The organism is Stieleria sedimenti (genome assembly GCF_025060895.1).
Lineage (GTDB): Bacteria > Planctomycetota > Planctomycetia > Pirellulales > Pirellulaceae > Stieleria > Stieleria sedimenti.
In genome coordinates, this window is record NZ_JANZKV010000047.1 from 24,393 (window position 1) to 47,768 (window position 23,376).

General features: G+C 59.4%; 17 protein-coding genes. 7 read left to right on the top strand and 10 right to left on the bottom strand.

The features are described 5' to 3' along the window. Positions 1-183: 183 nt before the first annotated feature. Positions 184-5,559 (top strand): tetratricopeptide repeat protein, encoded by a 5,376-nt coding sequence (locus NZK35_RS07675; RefSeq protein ID WP_259631946.1) that lies wholly within the window; start codon positions 184-186, stop codon positions 5,557-5,559. Positions 5,560-5,586: 27 nt separating this feature from the next. Here the strand turns inward: NZK35_RS07675 and NZK35_RS07680 are convergent, their stop codons facing one another. After that, complete coding sequence (locus NZK35_RS07680) at positions 5,587-6,693, bottom strand: hypothetical protein (protein WP_259631947.1); 1,107 nt, start codon at positions 6,691-6,693, stop codon at positions 5,587-5,589. Positions 6,694-6,916: 223 nt separating this feature from the next. Here NZK35_RS07680 and NZK35_RS07685 point away from each other — a divergent pair, with 223 nt between their 5' ends. The 3 genes from NZK35_RS07685 (at position 6,917) to NZK35_RS07695 (ending at position 10,538) form a co-directional block, all read left to right on the top strand. Then, positions 6,917-8,236 (top strand): hypothetical protein, encoded by a 1,320-nt coding sequence (locus tag NZK35_RS07685; protein ID WP_259631948.1) that lies wholly within the window; start codon positions 6,917-6,919, stop codon positions 8,234-8,236. Positions 8,237-8,363: 127 nt separating this feature from the next. Further along, complete coding sequence (locus NZK35_RS07690; RefSeq protein WP_259631949.1) at positions 8,364-9,149, top strand: hypothetical protein; 786 nt, start codon at positions 8,364-8,366, stop codon at positions 9,147-9,149. Between the two features lie 87 nt (positions 9,150-9,236). Next, on the top strand, positions 9,237-10,538 hold the full coding sequence (locus tag NZK35_RS07695) for a DUF11 domain-containing protein (protein ID WP_259631950.1): 1,302 nt from the start codon (positions 9,237-9,239) through the stop codon (positions 10,536-10,538). Between the two features lie 47 nt (positions 10,539-10,585). Here NZK35_RS07695 and NZK35_RS07700 read toward each other — a convergent pair whose 3' ends face one another. Further along, a complete protein-coding gene (locus NZK35_RS07700) occupies positions 10,586-11,098 on the bottom strand; it encodes a CAP domain-containing protein (protein ID WP_259631951.1) in 513 nt (170 codons plus the stop codon). Between the two features lie 292 nt (positions 11,099-11,390). Between NZK35_RS07700 and NZK35_RS07705 the strand changes: the two genes are divergently transcribed. The 3 genes from NZK35_RS07705 to NZK35_RS07715 all read left to right on the top strand — a co-directional run bounded on the left by NZK35_RS07705 (position 11,391) and on the right by NZK35_RS07715 (position 14,086). Then, on the top strand, positions 11,391-12,782 hold the full coding sequence (locus NZK35_RS07705; protein WP_259631952.1) for a hypothetical protein: 1,392 nt from the start codon (positions 11,391-11,393) through the stop codon (positions 12,780-12,782). Between the two features lie 129 nt (positions 12,783-12,911). Next, positions 12,912-13,304: a globin domain-containing protein gene (locus NZK35_RS07710; protein ID WP_259631953.1), complete on the top strand. Its 393-nt coding sequence runs from the start codon at positions 12,912-12,914 to the stop codon at positions 13,302-13,304. A 71-nt stretch (positions 13,305-13,375) separates the two neighbouring features. Beyond that, positions 13,376-14,086: an MBL fold metallo-hydrolase gene (locus NZK35_RS07715; protein ID WP_259631954.1), complete on the top strand. Its 711-nt coding sequence runs from the start codon at positions 13,376-13,378 to the stop codon at positions 14,084-14,086. Between the two features lie 354 nt (positions 14,087-14,440). On the opposite strand, the gene NZK35_RS07720 is transcribed toward NZK35_RS07715, so the two are convergent. The 8 genes from NZK35_RS07720 to NZK35_RS07755 form a co-directional block, all read right to left on the bottom strand. Next, positions 14,441-15,247 (bottom strand): HAD family hydrolase, encoded by an 807-nt coding sequence (locus NZK35_RS07720; protein WP_259631955.1) that lies wholly within the window; start codon positions 15,245-15,247, stop codon positions 14,441-14,443. A 516-nt stretch (positions 15,248-15,763) separates the two neighbouring features. Next, positions 15,764-17,575, bottom strand: a complete 1,812-nt coding sequence (locus tag NZK35_RS07725; RefSeq protein ID WP_259631956.1) for a V-type ATP synthase subunit A — start codon at positions 17,573-17,575, stop codon at positions 15,764-15,766. 130 nt (positions 17,576-17,705) lie between these two features. After that, the gene (locus NZK35_RS07730; protein ID WP_259631957.1) at positions 17,706-18,365 is read right to left on the bottom strand and encodes a DUF2764 domain-containing protein; all 660 of its coding nucleotides are present in this window, start codon (positions 18,363-18,365) and stop codon (positions 17,706-17,708) included. 6 nt (positions 18,366-18,371) lie between these two features. Beyond that, positions 18,372-19,082, bottom strand: a complete 711-nt coding sequence (locus NZK35_RS07735; protein ID WP_259631958.1) for a hypothetical protein — start codon at positions 19,080-19,082, stop codon at positions 18,372-18,374. 4 nt (positions 19,083-19,086) lie between these two features. After that, entirely contained in the window at positions 19,087-19,551 is a 465-nt protein-coding gene (locus NZK35_RS07740; RefSeq protein WP_259631959.1) for an ATP synthase subunit C, read from the bottom strand. Continuing rightward, on the bottom strand, positions 19,551-21,452 hold the full coding sequence (locus NZK35_RS07745; RefSeq protein WP_259631960.1) for a V-type ATP synthase subunit I: 1,902 nt from the start codon (positions 21,450-21,452) through the stop codon (positions 19,551-19,553). Before NZK35_RS07745 ends, NZK35_RS07740 begins: the two co-directional genes overlap by 1 nt. A gap of 15 nt (positions 21,453-21,467) precedes the next feature. Beyond that, a complete protein-coding gene (locus tag NZK35_RS07750; protein ID WP_259631961.1) occupies positions 21,468-22,058 on the bottom strand; it encodes a V-type ATP synthase subunit D in 591 nt (196 codons plus the stop codon). Continuing rightward, positions 22,055-23,374 carry a V-type ATP synthase subunit B gene (locus NZK35_RS07755; RefSeq protein WP_259631962.1) on the bottom strand — a complete coding sequence of 440 codons (1,320 nt, stop codon included), beginning with the start codon at positions 23,372-23,374 and terminating at the stop codon, positions 22,055-22,057. The genes NZK35_RS07750 and NZK35_RS07755 overlap by 4 nt, the downstream gene beginning before the upstream one ends. Positions 23,375-23,376: the final 2 nt, after the last annotated feature.

Here is a 23,376-nt window from a genome sequence, read left to right on the forward strand (position 1 = left end):
ATTTCCGCGCACGCCCGAGGCCTTACGGCCAGCGGCTCACCATTGACTCCGCTGATCCCGATTCGATTGACATGCTGTCAGCCAGTGGCGCGTGATCTTGGTACGCTGAATCGCTACAATCTTTGGTTGTCGTGCTCGTATCGATGTCGCAGCGGCGCAGTTCGGAGAGGAGTTTCCACGACGATGACTCAAATCAATCGCTCTCGATTCCAATCGCCGCGCGTTGCCCTGCTCGTCTCTCTGCTTGCGATCTGTGGCGTTGCCTTGACCGATCGATGCGACGTCCTGGCCCAACGCCCGGCCGCCGAGGCTGACCAGGCGATTGAGCGATTCACCGAGGTCCTGCTGCGGCGGCCGCGACCGGGAATCGCGCTCGATCGCGTGTACAGCCACCATCTGCAAAATCGCACGCTGGACGATTTCCTTCGATCGCTTGACGTCGCTGAAACAGCCGAGCGTGCCGGGGAGCGCCAAATGGTGCTCGGACTGATTCAGCTCCGTCGCGGTCTGTACGGCAAGGCCATCGTGGCGCTCGCCAAGGCGGAACGTTGGCTGGGACAGGATGCCATGGCCAGCTTTCAATTGGCAGCGGCATTGCGTGCGACGGGAAAAAACGACGAAGCGATCGAAGCGATGCAGCGTTCGCTCGATCGTAGCCCCAGACGCGTCGATGCGGTGGAGATCTATCTCCAGCTCGGTCGACTTTATGCTCGATCGGGCGATCAAGCGAAAGCGATCCGAACGTGGAAACAACTCGAACAGCAGTTTCCCGGTGATCAAACGATCGCTGAACGGGTCGCCCGACAATTGGTCGACGAAAGGCTGTACGAACCGGCTTTGGAACAATACACCCAATTGGTACGCGGAGCGGAGAACGCCGAACAAAAGATTCGCTTTCAAATCCGAACGGCGGAACTGCAGCGTCTACTCGATCGCCCCGACGCGGCGAACGAACAATTGAAATCCATGTTGTCCCGGCTCCGTCCGCGCAGCTGGCTGTATCGCGATGTCCGCGATCGTCTGGAGGCAGGATTACTCCACGATGGCTCTTTCGATGCACTGATCGAGTTTTATTCCGCGGAGGTGGAACGGTTGCCCGATGACCTGTCGTTGCGGATTCGGCTGGGGCAAATCCAAACACTTGCCGGGCGTTTGGATCTGGCCCGACAAACGATGCAGACCGCCGTCGACAGGGCTCCGGGCGACGTTGCCGCACGTCTGGCCTTGATCGATGTTCTGGATCGCGCCGATCGTCTGGAAGAAGTATCACCGCAGTTCGAAGCCCTGGTACGTCTTGCCCCCAACAACCCCGATCACTTCATTCGCTGGGGCCGCCTGTTGTTACGTGACGTGGACCGGAAACTGGACGAACGACGTGACGCCGCGGCTGACGTCTGGGAACGGCTGTTGAGTTTGCGGCCCGATGATCCGGTGCTGCACGTCCGCGTCGCCAAATTGTTCGCCGGCATCGACCGTACCGACCAAGCCATTTCTCTGTACCGCAAAGCAGTCGAGCTAGCCCCCGATTCCACGCAATACCGCGAATACCTGGCTGAGCAACTTCATACGCTCAAGCGGGTGGACGAAGCCGTCGAAGTTTGGCAATCGATCGCGACGGGGCCGCGTCGGAATCGCGAGTCGTTGATTCGGTTGGCCGAAATTTTTGCATCGTTCAAGTTCAACTCTCGATCACTCGAGGCGTGGCGTGAGGCGGCGTCGTTTGATCTGACCTTCAATCAACGACTCCGCTACGCCCGGGCATTGATGGACGCCAAAGCCTACCGACAAGCCACCGCGCAACTGGAAACGGCAGAGTCGATTGCGGAAACTCGAGACGAACGTCAACAGGTGCTTCACGACCAGATTACGGCCTACACCGAAGCTGGAATCCTGAGGCAAATGATCGCACAAACGGCCAATCAAGAATCCTCCATCAAGAACCGTTTGCTGTTAGCGCAATTGTACCTCGCCGACAACCAACTTTCCCGCGCCGCAGAGACAATTCAAGACGCCTTCGATCAAGCACCCGACGATGTCGAAACGCTACTCGTCGCAGCGGAGATCGCCCAGCGACAGCAGCGGCGAATGGACGCGATCAAGTACTACGATCGCTTGACGGAACTGGACGCACGGTTCAAAACGGAATACCTGCGTCGCATCCTGACCTTGCAAAGGGAAATCGGCGATCTGGAACAAGCGGCTCAGACCGCCGTCGCCTTGATCCGCGTCGCTCCGGGTGCCGCAGATTCCTATCGACTCTTCGCCGAGCTGGCGTTCGCGCTCGGACGAGACGAGGAAGCGGTCGCGGCGCTGCGAAACGCAGTTGATTTAGCACCGCGCGACAATCTCCACCGCTTGATGTTGGCCAAACACTACGCCGATCGGTTCCAGACCGACCCGGCGATCCAGCTGTACTGGGAAGCGATCGAGATGGAACGCGACTGGGATCGCCGTCAGGAGCTGATGCAGATGATGGTTCCACTGTATGAGCGGCGTGGAGAATCGGATCAGCTGCTCAGACGATTGGAACAGTTTGTGTTGACGACCAAGGACCGCTACCACACACAGCGAATGGTCGCATCGTTTTGGCAATCGATCGAAAACTACAAACGCGCGAGCTTTCTGTTGCGGCAATTGGTGGATCAGCAACCCGACGATCAGGATCTGATCCGGCAAACCGTCACCTGCCTGATCGCGATGTCCGATTTCGAGACCGCTGTGGAGTATCAACGTCAATTGATCGATCTGGCAGGCACGCCGGACGACTATGATTTGCTGGGGAATTTACAGGCCAAGCTTGGCAAGTTGAAGCAGTTCGAATTAAGCGCGAGCGAACTCGCCAAGACGACCGATCCGCAACGCGCCATGACCCTCATCGCGCGTACGGCCAACCAAAGTTTCGAAAAGGCGATCGAACTGTGTCGCATCGTGAACGGACATCAAACGGCGTGGTGGGGAATCAAATGTGTGGAGTCGCAATTACTATTCCTGACCGCTCGCGACGCCGATGACGCTCGGTTGGCCAAAGCGATCCGCTTGGCCGGCGAAGTTGACGCCCTGGACGTTCCGTTCGACATGCCGCCGCCGTGCCAAGCCACGCACGCGTCCGGCAGCGGCTTGTCCGGCAACTATACGATTCGTCTCACTCCGCAAGTTCGCCGTGCCGGCACCGCCAAATTGAGCACGTACACGATCCCGAAACGCAACTTCACATTCTTCTTAAGCAACTTCTTAGGGAAAGCAGACTCCGCCACGACCGCCCGTGCTCCGGCCGGTAACCCCGCGCGGTCCGCCCGGCAGGACTATCTGATTCCTGAGGACTACTACCAGGCCCGTTGGATCAGTCGCGCGATCGGTGTGCTCGGCCGAAGCAAACAAAACGCACGCGACGGCAAACTGCAATCGGTTCACGAGCTGATTGATGAAATGTTCCCGATGCCGCCACCGGATCAGATCAAGGACCCGAGCCGGTTGGAAGAATTGCTGGCGCTTTATGGCTTGGAACGATCACTGAGTCGCACGGCGATCCGTCCCCCCGAATCATTGTTTTGGCGAATGGCAGAAGTCGCCCCGGCAGACGAGCACCCCGAATGGCGATCGATCTTGGAAGCCAGGACAAAGCGGATGAGGGTCGAGGGAGATGGAGCGTCGCGGCGTCTCAAGTCACTCGACGACCACCAACTGGGGATCTTGGCCAAGGCTGTTTCGGCCAGGCGGGAATTGATGGTTGTCGGTAAACTATCGCCCGAGCAGATCGGACAGGAGCTTGATTTGCATCGCTTCATGATCCGTGAATTTCGGCATGCCGGGAAAAAAATGCCGACGCCCAAACGCGACACGGCGGAACCGCCGTTGAATCGTTTGGTGGTTGCCATCGCGGACATCCAGGTCGCGCTTTGGCAGAACGACCTGCCCCGTGCCGACCAACTTGTCGCCAGGTTGACCGACATCGCACGTCGCGACCGGAAACTCGATTTGTTGAAGGACATGCAGTCCAACAAAGTCAAAACCTGGCTCTTCTCACCCGCAGTGCCGTCGGAAATGGAGTTTCGACGGCGGCATCGGGCGGTGCTCCTCGATGCGTGGTTGGCCCACTGCACACGTCGATGCACGCTGAAACAAAAAACGCTGACGGGAAACGAGTTTGTACGCCAATATGCCACAGGCGCCACCCAGCAGGCGGCAACGGCGATGCCCCCGATGAGTTTCACCGTCTCGCGGCACCAATGGCATACAACGCTTGCCAAACCATTGATTGACGACTATCTGGTACGAGGTTTTGTGCAACTGGCAATGGACGGCGACCCTCAGCGTTCCAGCGGCATTCCGGATTTCCAGTCCGAAGACTGGTTGATGGATCTTGAACGGGATTTGCCAGATGCGACGGAGCAAGAATTGAAACTTCGCAAGTTGGTTGCGGCGTATGCAGCATGGTGGAGTCGACGACCCGCTGATTGCTACAAAAAGCTATTTGGACTCTGCGAAACGTATCCAGACGATATCGACCTGAAAATCGAATTGGCGCGGTTCGAAATTGAAACCACCAAAGCAGACCAGGGGTTCGCGCGGCTAAACGACGTCGAAACCAGCGACGACCTGTCGAAGCAGAAACTCGAATTGGCGAAGTTTGCCTTGGCCACACGGATCGGCGCCATACAACCAGCCCGTCATGCCGCCGATCAATTTTTAAAATTGCAACTCAGCAACTCCACCCGCACCGCATTTGAAAAATTGTTAGCCGAACAAGGATTGGGCAGCCAACAGGGACAGGCGGTCGCGACTCGTCGACGCATCACCTCTCGAGCGACGCCCTCGCTGCGACAAGACGATTTGTATCAACTGCGGGTGGCCCAATCACTTCTGATCGACGGAAACCGCACCACGGCTTCGGAGGTCGCGTTTTCGATCATTCAAGATCAGATGTCCGATGGAAAGATTTTGCGATCCGCGGTGTCGCACCAGGCAATGGAGATCCTGATCCGTGCCGGCCGGATTGACCAATTGGTTTCACTGTTCGAGCGGCGAGTCGGTGCCGGGTCCACCCCCGATGCGCCGATCCCAGAAGGCTTCGTTGACACCCTGGCAGAGCTGTATCAACGCGCCGATCGGGGTGAAAAAGCGATCCAGCTTTGGAAGCAGGCCATTGACCGGGAAGGGTTGACGCCCACATTGATCCTCGCCCGAGCTGACAGACTCGCATCAATGCGAAAGCGTCATCAAGCCGCGATCACCTACCTGTTCGCCTTTGAGAGAGAGCCCGGGCTGTGGAAAACGCATTGGAGTGCGTTTGCCCGGTCGGCCGAGGCGTCGAAAGATCCCTCGGCGATTTACACGCGACTGCTGGCGTTGGACGTCACCCCGCATTCGTTGTTTTCGCTCTGCAACGTGATCGGCATCCGATCCGGTGACGAATTCAGCGAGAGTCAACGAGCGTTTACCCGACATGTGATCCAAACGCATCCGGACGTCCCCAACAAGCTCTCGCTGTTGAAGCAATTCATCCCCGAATCCGAGCGGTCGAATTTTCCACGTTTGGTGGAACTGTTGCAGCGGGATTGAAAGCGAGCGGGCGAGCCATTCGATGATTCACCGATACCGTTCGCGTTCCTTGGCGCTGACTCGGATGTTAAATCGGTCTTCGTAACGGCCGGTTTCGTTGACGAAATCGATTTCGGTGTCCTGGTTTTCGAAGCGGAACCGCTGGATCGGGGGCGGGGCGACGGGGCGAATCGAATAGAATTCCAGCAATGAAATCATCTGGCGTTTTTTGAGCGTCGATCGCAGTTCGCCTTGGGGGGCATCGGACGCGGCAATCGGGTCGCTGAAGTATTCGATTCGAATCGGCAGGCCTTTGCCGAAGTTCATTTCGGGGTCGTCGTCTTGGGCGATGGCCACGTTAACGCGTGTGGGAAACAGTGCCGGCCATTCGGCTCCGTTGACCATCGCAGTGATTTCGTCGCGTCGACTTTGTTTCAGCGTGCCGATGACGACCAACAGGGACCGTCCGGCGAGCGAGCTTTTGCCGAGTTTCAAGTCGAAGTCTCGGCGAATGCTATCAAGCATTTCGCAGGGTCCCCCGACCATCATGCTGGGTTTGATCCGGTCGTTCCTGCGGAGCGTCCGAGCTCCTTCGTCCAACCATCCCACATCGACGCGGCTGAGGGAGACGACGCCGGCGATCTCGGTGCGGGTCCAAGCCAAGCGTCCATCGCTGATTTGTTGCAGACGATGTTTTCCGGTGCCATCGTGCATTTCGATTTGAAAAGAAAACTGTCCGGTTCCGCCACCGACCTGCAGATAGGTGCCGACGCCGAGCACTTCGCGTCCGGCAGTTCGAACACGCTGTCGGATTTTACAATCGAACGCGGCACCATTGGCGAGGCGATCGATGACTTGATCGATCAGTGCGGCGGCACGCTGCTGGTCGGCGACGCTGTCCGCCGCGCCATCGCCGGTATTTTCAGCGGCATTTTCAGCGGCATTTTCAGCGCGCGGCGGGTTCGGGTCGGGCGTCGGCGGGTGTGTCGTCTGGCCGATCGTTGGCGGATCGGCAGGGGGCGGTTGTCCGCCGAGCCGCTGACCGAAAAATACCGCGACGAGGACACAACCGAAGGCGAATGGGCGCAGCGGAGGCGTGAAACGGAGTTTCACGGGGCCTTTCGGCTGATCACGGTCGTGTCGATCGATCTTCATGGTCGGGTTGTGGCGATTTTTCCAAAGAATCAGGACGCAACGTGCCGATGGGTTTATCACGTGGCCGTCCTGTCCGCTGCGTGGCGCGAATCGTAGATGCGATTCGGGTCACACGTCCAGGCAGATCGTGCACGAGAAACTACCTTTGATTTTTCAGCCCAGGCGGGGACCGACCCCGCAAACCGCATTCGAGCGCGGTGCTACCCAAGGAATGGGGGAAAAGATGAAACGATTCGTCACTCACTTGTCGCTGATTGCGGCTGGTGCGATGGTCGCGACCGGATGCGTACCGACTCGCCACAATTTACCGCCGGCTCAACAAATGATGGAGCCCGGTCCTGGAGTCGGAGGCCCCGGCCCCGGCGTTTTGGGACCACCACCGTACGCCGGTGCCATGAACGCTCCGGCCGGACCCGGCGCCATGATGGCGGCCAACAAGGTTCCAACGGAAGTCCCGTCGGAGCTCGCCGCCGCAGGCCGAGATCTGAGCCAAAGCGAAATCCAACAAGTCGGATTTGTCCAAGGGATGCATGGCGGCAGTGCCGCGTGCGGATGCATGGACGGATCCAGCGGAACGATGGTCGGCGGAGCCGGCATGGGCGGCATGATGGTCGCCGCGCCGATCAATCAGGCCGTTCAAGTCACCTTCGGTCGCCCCGAAGGCATGCAGGTTCGCTACGATCAAACCGGCAACGGCATGTTCGACAGCGAACCGTTGATCGTCCCCGCCCGCCAAAACTTCCCCCAAGGTGGTTTGTTCCGCATCAAGCTGACAAACATCCCGGGACGTGAAGGCGTGGAACTGTACCCGACGATCGAATTGGCCTATGCCAATCCTCGTACCGGCGCTTACCTGGCCCACAATTCGATTCCGCTTCAATTCGATGAAGAGGACTTCGACCAAGTGGTCACCGGCAACTTCGTGACCAAGGTGCTGTACCTACCCGATCCGGATTTCCAAGGCCCGGCTTTGGCAGGAATCGATACCCTGGTGAGCACGCGTCTGGATCCGGGCGTGGATCCGATCGTCGAAGCCGACCGACGCGGTTCGATCCTGGCGATCATCCGACTCGGTGACAAAGATATCGAAATGCCTGGATCGGGCGGCATGGGACTGGGGATGTCTCCGCCGATCGCCGGACTGCCCGCACCCTTCGCACCGGCGTCGACGAGCGGCTGTGGCCCCGATGGCGGTACCTGTTCGATGACTCCGCCGCAACTGCCTGGCATGATCGCCGGTGTCAACGCACCCCAGTATGGCATGCCGATGAGCGGCACACCGATCGGGTTGCCGGGACCGCCGCACATTCCATTGGGAGCACCCGCGGGATTGAAGAAACACGTGATGCGGAACCGCACCCCGATGAATATTCCCCGGCCCGTCGAAACGATGCGAACGACCGTCCGTCATCAGCCCGGATACAGCTATCCCAACCCGGTCAGCCGCGTTCGGATCACCGAGCAGAACATCCACCCGGGTGCACCTGCGGGACGTCCCCTGTTGCAGGGCAGTCAGTCAGTCGATCCGAATTGCGAACCCTGATCGCAGGGTCCGCATGATGATGGGCTGAAGAGGTAACTGTTGAAAGCACGCGGCGTCGGCATCTGATTTCCGGATGACCGACGCCCACGTTTGAGTGGACCCCATGATGCAAACCAGGCCGAAATCCATGCATACCAGGCCCAAAACCGCCGCCATCGCGATCGACGTGGCCGAATCGAGCAACCGAGCTGAGGCGTTGGTTTGCATGTTCGTCCTTGCCTTGCTGATCACCTTGCTCAGCAGCGTCGCGTTCGATCGCGTCGCCTCCGCGGCCGAACCGCTCGATACCAGCGGTCGACATCCGCTGTACTACAAATCACTGCCGCCGGGTGCGGTTTGGCAAAGTCCGGCTGCGGTGACGATGCAGCAAGGCACTTTCCAACCGGTCGCCTTCTCGGGCCCCGCCGGCACCAAGTTCTCCTTGCCGTTGGCGGGCAGCCACAGCGAAGAGGAACCGGATCTGATGGCCGGCCTGATGGTCGGTGCGGTGTACCGCTTTCGCATCACCGGCATCCCCAACGCCATCGGCGCCGAACTCTATCCGACGGTCGAACTGATCGGGCGAATCTATCCGCCACGCGGACTCGAAACGTTGTACCCGATCCCGATCAACCTAAGTGAATCGGACTTGCAGGAAGCGCTCGACGGCAATTTGGTCACCAGGGTCGTCTATTTGGAAGACCCACAAACGGCCATCCCGCTCGCCCAGCAACGCACCGAGTCGCGTCCGATCGATATTCCCTTAGACCAAGACGCGCTCGCAACAGCCGATTCATTCGGCCGACCCGTCGCGATCGTACGCTTGGGATCCAAGTCGCCGCCGCGGAACCCGTCGCTGAGTTCCCAGTTCTACTTCGGCTTTCCCGCTTGGGCGCCGATTTACAAGCCAGAACCGATGCCTGAAACACCCTAACCGCGGCCGCGGCACGGAACCAAGTGTCTAGACCGTGCCGCTGAGCGACAAGCTTTGTTCCCGATACACCTTCAACCTCAACCGACCATGTTTCACTGCTTTGCATCTTGCCGATCTTTCTGTCGGGGCACGTTCGCGGCAGGGACACTGCTGGCAACGATGGTGGTCCTTGTCGGGTGCCAGTCGCCAGCGGCGACCCAGGGATTTCGGTTGCCGGGAACACCAAACTTGCCGGGCATCCCTCAGACACCGACGCCGAAGCTGACTCCCGGCGGTCACACCCCTGCGGTTCCCGGAGTGAAGACCACCGCAGCCATCCAACCGGAACAAAACGAAATCACACAGGTCGGCTACTTCGGTCGATTGAGTGATCGAGCCGAAGATCAAGCCAGCGTCTGCCAAGGATGCATCCAAAGCACCGACGCCGGATCATGCCAAACGTGCGCGCCCGCGTATCCCGTCATGGGGATGGGCCAGCCCTTCGATCCGCAAGAGTTTTTGTGCAACGGCGGTGACATCCCACCCGAAGCCCGCGTGATGGTCAATGACCACGTCGGCGGGCTTGATCCCCAAGATGCCGTGGTGCATTACACGACCGAGGCGGGTGACATTGCGGTCCAAGCGAGCAATCCCGTCTGTCTGTACTCGCCCCGCTTCGGCGCGATTCGGCAAGTCAGCGGCGCGGTCGCCGGCGAGAAAGCTGTCGGCCTGCGTGGCACCTTTCAACCAGTCGGCCCCAGCGGGATTGGCTTGACGCAACCGAGCTTGGTGGTCGGCGAGTCCTTAGAACTGGCCCGTGCGGACGTCGCTCGACGCGTCGACGCGATGCGCGATCGCAATCGCGGTGTTCCGGTCGAAGGCATCGTGCAACCACTTCTGGCCGAAGACGCCTTGGAGATCCTGGCGACACTCGATGCCGTCTCGTTGAATCGTTTGGATGAATCACAAATCGCCATCCTAAAACAAGGCGCCGTCGCGGCCCAATCGTGGATGATCCGCGATGCGGTGGAAGTGATGATCGAAAGCATCACGCCGCCCGTGCTGACACGTGATGCCAAGGTCGAAGGATTCGTCCGATACGATTTCCCGGACGCCGGTCGCCTGGAAATCATGAAGGTCGCCGACAAGGCACACGCACAGCAGGGCGACGAAGTCAGCTTCGCCATCCATGTCCGCAACGTCGGTGACTCTGCGGTCAGCCATATCGAAATCGCGGACAGCCTGGTCGGACGGCTGGAGTATCTCGAGGACTCCCAGCACTGTGATCGCCAAGCCGAGTTCACGACCAAGGGCAACGCCGCCGGTTCGGTGCGGATGCAGTGGACGCTGGCCGATCCCTTGGCCGTCGGCGAAACGGCCACGATCGAATTCAAGTGCCGCGTGCGGTAAACACCTCTGATCGCGTCACGCTCGACAACGATGCCGTGCGTCGACACTCAGTGAACTCGGCCGCACTTGGGACAGCGTTTGGACGTGGAGTCGGAAACCCGAGTTGCGACACGCGACGCTGCCGCGCGCAACGGGTTGGGAGTCAAGTGCGCCGTCTTGATGATCGGATAGCGATTGGGATCGATCAACGCTCGGCCGCTTCCGCCTCGCCCGACAAAGACCATGTAGCGTTCGCCGTCGGCGCCGATCGCCACCCCGGCTCCTGCGTAACGGAAATCGCATTCGGTTGCACAGGTCAGCCAACCCCACGTCGCAGTTGCTTCCCCACAACCCTCGGTCCAACCGGCCGGAACCGAGGGGCCTTGATGTCCGTTCTTCAGTCCCCGTGCGGCGCGGTACTCCGCTTTGCGTTTGGCAAACTCAGTCATCGCGGGGTCTTCGACAAATTGCGGTAACCCGGCGGCGCGGCGCCACGCATTGACTTCGTCAAAGGCGGCACCTTGGGCGACAGCGACCGAAGACACGGCAAAGACAACGAGAAGAATCAAACGTGATTTCATCAATACAATCCCTTTTCATCGTTCGGGCAACAAGCGTCCATGAAACGACGACCGGCGAACGAGGGCCGACCGTCAGCAGCACACCGCCACCGGTGGCCGCGAAGAAACCTAACGCTTCTGTTCTCGTCGACAACCCCGACCGAAGGGCTGATACGACACGGCAGGGCGGGTGACGCACAAGCGAACAGCCCGCGTTCGGCCAAGGGGACCGACCGGCATGCTATATTCTTGACCACCCCAAACGGCCCTCCGCCGCCGCGCACTTCCTCCCCCCCGCATGCCCCCGTCCGCCATGATCCGTTTTCTTGTTTCCCGCCAAGTCCTGCTGATCGGTGTCCTGCTGGGCACTGCCAGCCCTTTGACGGCACAGTCTCCACCGTACGACGTGTTCCCCGAAGTGGAACCGCCCTACTATCGAGTCCGCTACGATGCCGCTGAACGGTCCAGCGATCAGAAGTCCAGCGAGTTGATTTTCCCGGTCAACTACACGATTTGGATTCCACCGGGCGTGAACACGTTGCGGGGTGTCGTCGTGCACCAACACGGATGTGGCGAAGGTTCGTGCAAATCGGGACTGACAGGAGCCTTCGATTTGCACTGGCAGGCACTTGCCAAGAAACATGATTGCGCCCTGTTGGCTCCGGCCTACGAGCAACCGCAAGAAGCAGATTGTCAAATGTGGTGCGACCCCCGCAACGGATCGGTGACCACGTTTGAACAATCGCTGGTCGACCTTGGCAATCTGTCAGGTCATCCCGAACTCGCATCGGCGCCGCTGGCGTTATGGGGACACAGCGGCGGTGGTCACTGGTGCGGCGGCATGGTAATGATCCGGCCGAACCGGGTCGTGGCGGCATGGCTGCGCTCTGGCGTTCCGCTGCTGGAACCCAATCCGGATCGCCCCGGCATCAAACCGCACGCATTGCCCGAGGCCGCCTTGGGCGTGCCGATGATGTGCAATCCCGGTACGAAAGAAGGAGTGACGGTCAAGGATGGACGGTTCGCGAAGGTCTGGCCTGCGAACTTGCAGTTCTTTCAAACGGTTCGTGGTCGCGGCGGGTTGCTCGGGATCGCGATCGATCCCTTGACCGCCCACGAGTGCGGGAATCAGCGTTACCTCGCGATCCCGTGGCTGGATCGATGCCTGGAACTTCGGCTGCCGAGTGAACCCGACGGTGCGTTGCGAACCATGCCCACGACGTCTACCTGGCTGGCTCTACCGACCGACACGACTGCCGTCGCGGCACAGGATTTTGACGGCGATCCGCTGCAAGCCGGCTGGTTGCCCGATGAGACGATCGCGACGTTGTGGATGCAGTACCGCAAAGACACCCGGGTTGCGGATGCCTCACCACCACCGCCGCCGAAGTCGGTTCAGCTACAGGGCAACCGTTTGCGTTGGCGGGCGGAAGCCGATTTGCAAAGCGGGATCGAGAAGTTCATTATCCTCCGCAACGGCAAGCCGCTGGCCGAAGTACCAACCGATGGGACGAACCGTTTCGGTCGCCCGATCTTTCAAGGCTTACAATACAGCGACACGCCCACGCAGCCTTTAGTACAGATGGAGTTCGTCGATCAATCGGCACAGCGGGGCGTCGACCACGGCTACTCCGTTGTCACGGTCAACACCGTCGGCCTGAAATCGAAGCCGACGCAAGCCGGCCCCGCCCTCGGCGGTGATTGAATGCAGGCCGCCGGCAGTGCCCGCCCGGCAGTGCCCGCCCGGCAGTGCAGCCCACTGTGTGTCGACACACCACGGGGTTCGACGTGCTAGAATGCCGGATCTACTTTTCAACTCCAGTTAGGTCCGGCCGTGGAACTTGAGGAAAGCGTCGAAGCGATTTTGAGCGACGATTCGATCGCATTGGATGGATTTTACGACCGGCTGTTCAAACGCTATCCCGAGTTCAAATACTTTTTCGCCGGTGCCAATGTCAAACGCCAGACGGCGATGTTGACGATGGCGTTGCTAGCCGTCAAACAATACCCGGCGCTGCGTCGCTCCTCACAGGCCTACCTGGAAGTGCTCGGAACGAAGCATCACGGACTCGGGATTACCAACGAGTTGTTCCCGAAGTTCATTGAAGTGCTGGTCGAAACGATCGCTGAATTCCACGGCAGCGACTGGAATGCGGCACTGGACAAGCAGTGGACCGATGCGTTGAATTATGCCGCGGCGATCATGCATCGGTCGCCCCACGACTAAGTCTTCCGAGTGGCGTCCGCGTCGTCGTCTTGATCCTCCACCGAAACGCCCTGACACAAAGCAATTCAATCATGACCGCCTCCGACCCGTCCGATGCCGCGCCGCAACCCCGTTTCCGAGTCAGCATCCTGCCGGTCACGCCACTGCAACAAAACTGTTCGATCATCTGGTCGACTGAAACGAAACAGGCCGCGATCGTCGATCCCGGCGGCGACGCCGACCTCATCATCGGGGCCGTCGAAGAGCTCGGCGTCGACGTCTCGGCGATCTGGCTGACACACGGCCACATCGATCATGTCGGGGCCGCCGGTCCACTGAAAAAGAAGTTCGGCGTCCCGATCATCGGCCCCAACGCCAAGGATCAGTTCTTACTCGATTCGATCGAAACCGATTGTGGCAAGTACGGCATCGTGGGCGGGACGAACGTGACCCCCGATCGCTATTTGAACGAAGGCGACAAAGTCGAGCTGTCGGGAATCGAATTTGACGTCTACGAGTGTCCGGGCCATACCCCCGGGCACATTGTGTTGGTGCAGCCGGACGACGCGTTTGCCTTCGTCGGTGACGTGTTGTTCTGCGGCTCGGTGGGACGCACCGATTTCCCCTACGGCAGCACCGAAGACCTGATCGAATCGATCGTTCAAAAGCTCTGGCCGCTGGGCAAACAGATTCAGTTCCTACCCGGCCACGGACCGGTCTCCACCTTCGGCCAAGAACGTCTCAACAACGCCTTCGTCGGCGACTCGGTCCTCGGCATCGATGGGACCTCTGCGACAGATTAGACGAATAAGACTCCTCGGTCCTATGCGTCCCATAGTCCCCGTTAGTGAACGCTTTTGCTCCTGACCCTTTTACCGGTCTCGGATGTAATCAGCAGGAGCCGATTCATTGCTTCGGAAACAGGGGAGCACTACGTCGGAATCGCCCCCGCCAGATACCCAACCAGATTGGCGTTGTCGGTGATCGAAACGTGCAAAGGATTTCCCCGACCCGTTTCGCCGCCGGTTTGACATTTATCGGACGAAGTTTGTCTTGATCACGGCGAGATTGGTTCGCGAGGTCGAGTTTTGGGATCCTCAGCAGCGTCGTCGCCGGGGCCGCACTGGTCCAATCTCGACATCCATTCCGGTCCATGGTTAAGCAAAAACGCCGTAGTGGTAAGCCCCTTCGATCACGCCGCTGGTGTAGTAACCGCTGAGCCCCTGGAAGTTGCCGCTCGCAAAGTACGCTTTCAGCTCAGGGTTGCGTTGCATCGCTGCGCGGACGTTTTCGACGAGTTGTTCGTCAGCGTTGCGGACCAACACCCCGAGAAAACCGGCCGTCAAAGGAAAGATGTCGTTGCCGCTGTCTCCGCAAAAAACGACTTCTCCCTTGGGCACCCCGGAAGCGGCCGCGACATACTCGAGCGCCGTCTGCTTGGTCGCGCTGTCGGGCAGGAAGTCGAGCAACCCCTTGCCGTCCTGCGAATCGAAGCTGTAAACGATCACTTCGTCGAATTTTCCCTTGACCCGCCCATCGACTTGTTCCAGCACGGCATCTTTCTTGCCGTGATCGACGTAGTAGCTCTGCTTGAACGGATTGAGGTGTTCGGGTTCCTGTTGACGGATCCCATCGACTTCGGCGACGACATTTCGGATCGCGTTGGCGTCCCAGCGGGGGCTGGATTGGTTGACATGGGCGACCCATCCCGGGTCGTCATGCCAGTCCCCGTTTTCGTACCGACGAATCGTCGTCCCGACGTCACCACATAGATAATCGGGATAGCGGACGCCGTACTGCTTGATCGCCTTTTCGGTCAGATCGAGGTTGCGGCCGGTCACATAAACGACAACGGTGCCGTGTTTCTCGGTCAGTTCGTTGAACATCGTGATCGCCGACTCGTCGGCATCCCATTTTCCGTTGGGCAGCAACGTTCGATCCAGGTCGGTGGCTAGGATCCGCATTTAAAAATCTCCATGGGCTCTGCACTCGTATCCTAACCGTGTTCCAGCGAGGATTCGGTCCCTGCGGTGTCACGGTGGGTGACGAGAAAACTGAAATCTAACAAATCCGCGGTCAGCGAAGCGGTCGATGCACCGTTCGTCCACGACAACTTCAGAACATTCTCGGGCGAATCGTGAATTTCGAGTTCGCCGATCCATCAAACGAAACGGAGCCCGTGACGACCGCCCTGAAACTGCACGCTCAGCCGGCGAGATCGGTGCCGACCTGAGTCGTGCAAGCATATCGCCACGTCACCGGCCACACGGGTACCCGCAGCTGAATCCGCGGCACGAGGGGATTGGGTCGTCATTTCGGCGTCCTCCTAACGATCCGGCACGTCGCTTTCCCGCCTCACCGCCTTGGCATCGATCCGGCAGGCAATGGACATGACCTCGTCGGTCGTGTTGTTTTTCTCCGCAGCGGTGGCACGGCCTCGCCCGCAGGGCCGTGATCTGCTGCAATCTTCAAACATGATGTCAACTTGCATCGACGACCAATGCGGTGGCCTGGAGCTCTGAAATCCGGTTGCGGAACCGTTTAAAATCGTCGGAGTCACTTTTGGCGGTGTTCAGGTTTTTGAACAGCCCGGTCAATTCGGTGAAAAACACTCTCGCTTGCTCTTTTTCTTCGAACGCATACTCGTCGTTGATCAGCTTCTGACAGAGCAGAAACGTTTCCTTTTGTCTCTCCAGCGGCACCGAGACGTCCACCGGGTCGAAGGCGTCTTGTTGCAAATACACCATGTCCAGGAACATCGCCTTTTGATACGTCACGTAGTCTTCGATGGAGATGCCTTCTTCGCCGGTGACCTGCATCATCTGGTCGATACTCTCGCCGTCTCGCAACAGCTGGTGCATCGCCGAAACGCCAGCGGTCCAATGCGGATCGACTTCGGATTTGAAGAATGATTCGAGCTGATCACGATAGCGAGACCACGAAATCAGCGGATCGATGGCGGGATAAAAACGTTTGTACGCACGGTCATAGGACAGTCCTAAAAAGCACTTGACCGTCCCCAATGTCGACTGGGTGACCGGTTCTTCAAAGTTGCCGCCGGCGGGTGAAACCGATCCGATCAGGGTCAAACTGCCGGTCGTGCCGTCCGCCATCCGCAACACACCGGCGCGCTCATACAGTTCTTTGATCGCACTGTCCAAATAGGCCGGAAACGCCTCTTCGCCGGGGATTTCTTCCAGCCGTCCACTGGTTTCCCGCATCGCCTGGGCCCAACGCGATGTCGAATCGGCGAGCAACAACACGTCCAGCCCCATTTGCCGATAGTATTCGCCCAGCGTGATGCCGGTGTAGATGGACGCCTCCCGGGCGGCGACCGGCATCGAAGAGGTATTGCAGATGATGATCGTGCGATCCATCAGCTTTCCGCCGGTCCGCGGATCGGGCATTTCGGCAAAGTCATGAATCGTTTCAACGACTTCGCCTGCCCGCTCGCCACAGGCCACGACGATCACCACATCGACGGTGCTGTAACGCGCGATCAATCCCTGCATCACGGTTTTGCCCGCCCCGAACGGCCCGGGGATGCAGGCGGTTCCGCCACGGGCGATCGGGAAGAACGTGTCGATGATTCGCGTGGTGGTGATCAGCGGCTGCGACGGGAACTCTCGTTCGATCAGCCGCTGTTGTTGCATCAGCGCCGAGATCGGTCGACGAACGGGCCACGTTTGCACCAGCGGGATCCGCATCGGGCGGCCTTTGGAATCCGTCAACGTGGCCACCGTCGCGTCGGTCCGCCAGCGGCCCTCGGCGATCGCCTGGACCGTCATCGTGCCGCTCGCATCAAAGGGAACCATCACCTTGTGAACGATGTTCTTCTCAGGAATGGTCCCCAGCACCTGACCGGCGACGACGTGATCGCCGACCTGACACAACGGTGTGAAGTCCCACCGTCTGGCCGGGTCGAGCGCGGCGACGTCGCGACCGCGTTTGAGAAAAAAACCATCCAACTGGGCCAGTTCGCTGAGCGGGTTCTGCAACCCGTCATAGATCGTCCCCAGCAGCCCCGGGCCGAGCGACACCGACAACATCTCACCGGACAATTCGACCTTGTCACCGAAACGCACGCCGTCGGTTTCTTCGAAAACTTGCAATTCGGCTTGGTCGCCGTTGACCCGCAGGACTTCGGCCTTCAAGCGTTCCTCACCCACGCACACGTAGGCGACCTCGTTCTTCATGATCCGGCCGCCGGACACTTCGATACGAACGATGTTCCCGTTGACCCCCAAGACCTTGGCGGTGGCAGAGTCTTGATCGTTGGCGGTAGCGTTCATTGAATTCCCACGTGTCGGCGAAAAGAAAAAAATCCGTGGCGTAAGCTTCCAGCTTGCGTCTGGTCTCGTATTGATCGGCCAGTGCATGAGCCGACGTCATTCGGGTCACCCCTCCACTTCGCACAACCCATCAGCAATTCACCCCACCGGTTCGCAGGATGTCATCGACCAGGTCGTTGAATCGTTGTCTGCCACGTTGTTCGTTTTGGCTAGCCCAACGATGCAGGATCTCCCATCGCGCCAGGTACAACACGACCGACTCGAACGAAAAATTGTACTGATCGTTCAAACGACTCCAGTGATTCCAAAGTTCCGTGAACAGGTGCCACTGGGCGCGTCGCGGTTGATGATCTTCGATCGCCTGACAGAACCGTGCCAACCAATGGAAACGCTCGTTGAGGCGAAAACAAGGTTCATCCCAGTGCCGTTGGATCCAGACGGCCAAGGGCAAGTCGGGAAACACGGGCGGAGGCAACCCACCGCGTTGGCATCGCAGCGCCGCAACCAGCATCCGCATCTCAAATCGATGGTGAACCACCTGGGCGACCAACGGGTGTCGGATCTCGGCGACCAGGCGGCGGTGCGTCTCGCGGATTTCGACGTCGCTGCGGTCGCGTGGCTGACGGTCCCAACGAAAGAAGTCAGAAACTTGCTGGACGATTTGCCGGTCGTGGTGGTCAAGCATGGAAACCCTGTGCCGCAACGTGGCCGCGGAGATGGGGATCGGCCCGTCATCAAACTCGCGCGGCAACTGCGGCAGCGATGCGATCAGCGTGTAGTAGGACTGCATGTCAAATCAGGCCTCGTTGGCGAGAGAACTGATCCGTTGGCGAAATTTGGGTGCCAAGAAACGCATCAGCGCCGCGGTGACCGCCTCGTCGCTGAAGTTGATCTCGATGTCTTCGTCGACGATCTGGATGCGAAATCCGTGCGTCAACGATCGATCGGCCTGCAAATGAACGCCCTGCCGCAACATTTCTGCGGCTTGTCCTTTGACAAACGCCTCGATCGACTTAGCGCCGTCCGGGGAGACAAGCAGATTTAGCTTGGCCGTTTGACCCGACTCCGCGCCGGCGGGCCCGGCACCGAGCGTCGCGATCGCTCGGGTGGCCATTTCTCGGATCAGCTCGGCGACAAATTCGGCGTCTTCGAATTGTTCGCGCACCAATCCGCCGACCCAGCCGCGGAATTCGTGTTGCAGTTGTTCCTTGAGGTGCAAACTGGCATCGCGGCTGGCCAACTCGAGCGCCCGCTTGCCGTTGGTCTGCGTCCGCTCGGCTTGCAGCTGGGCTTCACTTGCGATCGTGGCGGCTTCGGCACGAGCCGCGTCGATCAGCTTGGCGGCCTGCTTCTTGGCTTCGGCCAACAGGGCTTCGGCCTGCTGTTGGCCTTCCTGAACACCTTCGGATTTGAGCCGGTCGATCAGTTCTTGAACGCCCACATTGGCGTCCGCTTTGGCGTCTGGCTTGGGTTGAGCAGCCTTGTCGACGGGGGATGAAGTTGACATGGAATCAGGAACCTCCAGCCGCTGAGGGCAATCCGCCCGCCAGGATCAAGGCGAACACAAAGGCGAACACGGCGAAACCTTCGACGATCGCCGCAGGTGCCACCGAGAGCCCGAATACTTCGGGTTTACTCTTGGTCGCGTGAATCGCCGACGCACAACACTTGCCTTGGAACCAGCCGCTGAACAACAACGCCAGTCCGCACAGCGTTCCGATCGCGAACATCCCCGGGGCCGCTTGGATCTGGTAACTGCCGTTCATCGACAGCATCACGACAATCCCATAAATGGTTTGCGAGGACGGCAGCGCGGACACACCGATCAGCCGCCCGTAGCCGCCTTCCACATCCAGCATCGCCCCGCAAGCGGCTTGACCACCGGCGGCGCAACCCAAAATACTGCCGATCGCCCCCAAGAACAGCGGGGCATAGATCCCGATCCTGCCCAACATTTCCACCATCGGTTCGTCCATCACTTGTTCGCTCTCATTTCAAAGGCTTGGAACGGTTGCCCCTCGTCAGTCAGGGACCAGCTAAAAAATTCAATGCAGGTCAAACGTAGCCCGTGGACGACGCCTCCGACCACTGCCAGGACGAAGTTGAGTGTGTGGCCCAACAGAAAGACCATCAACCCTAACAAGATTCCCACGCCTGGTACCTGCGCCGCATCGGACGCCATCTCGTTGAACAACAGCGCCAATTGAGCACTGGCCAACCCCAACGCGAACAGTCTCAGGTAGCTGAGCGCGTCCCCAAACGCCTTGGTCACCCCGGTCAGTCCCAAGGCGCCGTCGAGACAGCGCGCCAGCAGGTCGCGTGGACGGGTGGAAAAGACGGGCCGCGTGCTGGAGAACAAAAACACGAGCAGCAACCCGACGCCCAACATCCACCAACCACCGGCGGCGATCGTTTCCGACCACGTGGCAGAGTCTCCGCCAAGGTTTCCCGCCAACAGCGCCATCACATCGGGCTTGGGCAGCATGGTCAATGTCAACAACCACCCGCCGATCAACGCGATCACCCAGCCGACCGAGGACAACGCATGTCCGCTGCCCAGCCAGCGCCAGGCGACCACCGCATTGGCCAGCACCAGATGAAAGACTCCGATCGTGGCCGAAATCAACATCATCGCCTCACGGTCCTGCATGATCGAGTGGTCACCGCTCTTGATCACCAGTCGGTCCAACCAACTTCCCGGTGCCGGTGCGACGCCAAAAAAGCTTCCGATCAACAGACCATAGACAATGGTGACGACGACCATGAACACCGCCAGTTGTCGGAACTGACGTCCCGCGGCGGTCCGGCCGAGACGCCGGGCGGACAGGGCCACCAGGCAACCGAGCACGACTCCATAACCGGCGTCGGCCAAGATCATGGCAAAGAACGCGGCGAACGAAAAAAACATCACCCAGGTCGGATCCCAGCTGCGATAGCCGGGCGTCATGAAGAACGTGACGGCGCCCTCGGCACCGGCGATCGGACGTGGATTGCTGAGCAGCGTCGGTGGCAATTCGTCCATGTCGGGGGACCGCTGATGCAGCGCCAACGTGTTTTCCCGAGCGAAGGTTTCCAGCGCCGCCAGTTTGCTGCGTGGCGCCCAGCCTTGCAGGGCAAACACCGGGCCATCGACCAACGAGCGTTGCTTCGCATTCATCCGCGCCGTTTCATCCTCGGTCACCGCAAGCTCTCGTCTCAAACGATCCAGCCAACGGGTCAGCGCGATCCGCTGCACTTGCAGCTGTTCGCGTTGTTCGCCGATCTCCGCCAATCGCGACTGCAGCTGCGACAACGGACGCGGATCCAACTCTTCCGGATCGCACGGCATGTCGGCGGGCGCGTGTTCGGCAATGATCACCCAGTATTCATGTTCGGAGTCGGTCTTGACCACACTGACACAGCATTCCGCTCTGACGGAGGCCGGCACCTGGCGGGCTTCGCGATGCATCAGACGGTAGAAGAAGAACTGTTGTCCGCGCAGTTCGTCGGCCGCCGGCAAACGGAAGTCGCCCCACGGACGGGTTTGTTCGATCTTTTCAGCCACCTGTTCCTGTTCGTCGACCAATTCCCGCGATTCGGATTCGATCCGCAAGACTTCGGCGGCGATTCGCGTGACATCACCATGATCCGACACGGTTGTTGCCGAACCGCGCCGCGCGGATCGTGATGGCGGGGGACGTTTCTCGGGACAACTCTCCAGATAAGCGATCGCCGCTTTCAAGTCTTCGGCGCGAATGGCCATCCCCTGCGGCTTACTGCCATCGTTGACAAGATCAACCAGATGGACACAGCCCAATCGTTGCAGTTCCAACACGACCCGGTCGCGGTTTTTCAATTCACCGATCAAGGTCACTCGTTGCAGCGGAACAATGGCCATCTCTTGCTCCTCCGCCTAACGTGACTTGGCAATTTTGGAACGCACGACGGCCGCGCGTTCCTGGTCGGACAGGAAAATCACGATTCGGCGAATATTCTCCTCCGCCCGGGGGATCAACACCTTGTCGAACAAATTCACCCGTTGGGTCACGCGACGCAGTGCCGCGCCCAATGCGTCGGTTCGCTTTTCCGCAATCCTCATTCGCACCCGTAATCCCACCATCTGCTTGAGTGCTTCGACGAGAGAATCGACCCAGAACGGAATCGCCAGGCGCGAATAGGGATCGACTTCCAAACGCAGGTGGAGGAACTTGGGGATGGCGGTGCCGACGACGTTTTCCGTTTTGATTTCAACCTCGGCGACTCGCACCCAATGGGCCATTTCGGTGATGTCGATCGTGGAACCGCCGATCAGCGGGTACAAGGATTGCAATTCCTCGCCGACGCGCTGGACTTCGACCTCGATCTCCGCCAGTTCGGTTTTCGACTGTCGCCACGCGGCTTGCAACTGCTGACGTTTCAGCTCCAACGAAGGCAAGAAACGGCGATACAGTTTGGCTTGATCGCGTTGCCGCTTCAGCGTCGTTTTGTTCAGCGCAAGTGTCATGATGCCGGGTAATACTTGTTCAACAACTTTTCGCGAACCAACAGCTCTTGTGGCTCAAAACATTCCGCCATCGTTTGCCACCCCAGGTCCAACGCTTCTTCCAGCGGCACGGCGACGTCGAAACGCATGAAACGCTGCGTGAACAGCTCGCCGAATTTCAACAGTTTGTGGTCCATCGCCGACAGTTCGAACGCCATCTGCTGTTTCTGTTCGGCTTGACGGGCTCCCGAATACAAGCGGATCATGGTGTTCATCACCGCGGAATGATCTTCGCGAGTGACTTTGCCGATCACTTGTTGTTTCAACCGCGAGAGCGAACCGAAGGGGTCGATCATTCCATCGTGCAAATAGAATTGTCCTTCGGTGATGTAGCCGGTGTTGTCGGGCACGGGATGGGTCACGTCGTTGCCGGGCATGGTGGTCACAGCCAGCAACGTGACCGAACCGGCACCGCGATAATCACACGCCCGCTCGTAGCGCAACGCCAACTGGCTGTACAAGTCGCCCATGTAGCCGCGGTTGGACGGGATGCGTTCCATCGCCACGCCGATCTCTTTCAAGGCGTCGGCGAATGCCGTCATGTCGGTCATCAGCACGAGAACGCGTTTGTTTTGTTCGACGGCAAACCGCTCGGCGACTTTCAACGCCAAGTCGGGAGCCAGCAACCGTTCCACGATCGGATCCGACGCCCGATTGGCGAACATCACCGTGCGGGGGAACACGCCTTCGTTTTCGAAGGTGTCACGAAAGAAGTGGAACTCGTCAAAGATCAGCCCCAGTCCGCAGAACACGACCACGTCGGCGTCGGCTTGGATCGCGATCCGAGCCAGCAATTCGTTGTAGGGTTCGCCGGCGATCGAAAAGATCGGGATCTTTTGACTTTCAACCAAACAGTTGAAGACGTCGATCATGGGAACTTTGGTCTCGATCATCTTCGACGGCACGACCCGCATCACGGGATTGACCGAAGGCCCGCCGACGTCGACACGCCGTTGACCGAGCAGTTCCGGACCGCCATCGACGGGCTGACCGACGCCGTTGAAAATGCGACCCAAAATGTCATCGCAGAAGAGCACTTGGGCGGCGTGACCTAGAAAGCTGACCCGCGCGTCCGAACGCAGTCCTTTGCCGCCGGCGAACACCTGCAGCGAAACACGTTCATGATCAATCTCGGTGACTTGAGCCAACGACGTCGTCCCGTCGCTGTTTTTGACCCACGCGAGTTCGCCAAGCGCGACGCCACTGGCGTGGATCGTCAGAATGTCTCCGACGATCGAGAGCACTCGGGTATGTGAAAATAGTTCAGGAAAAGGCACAG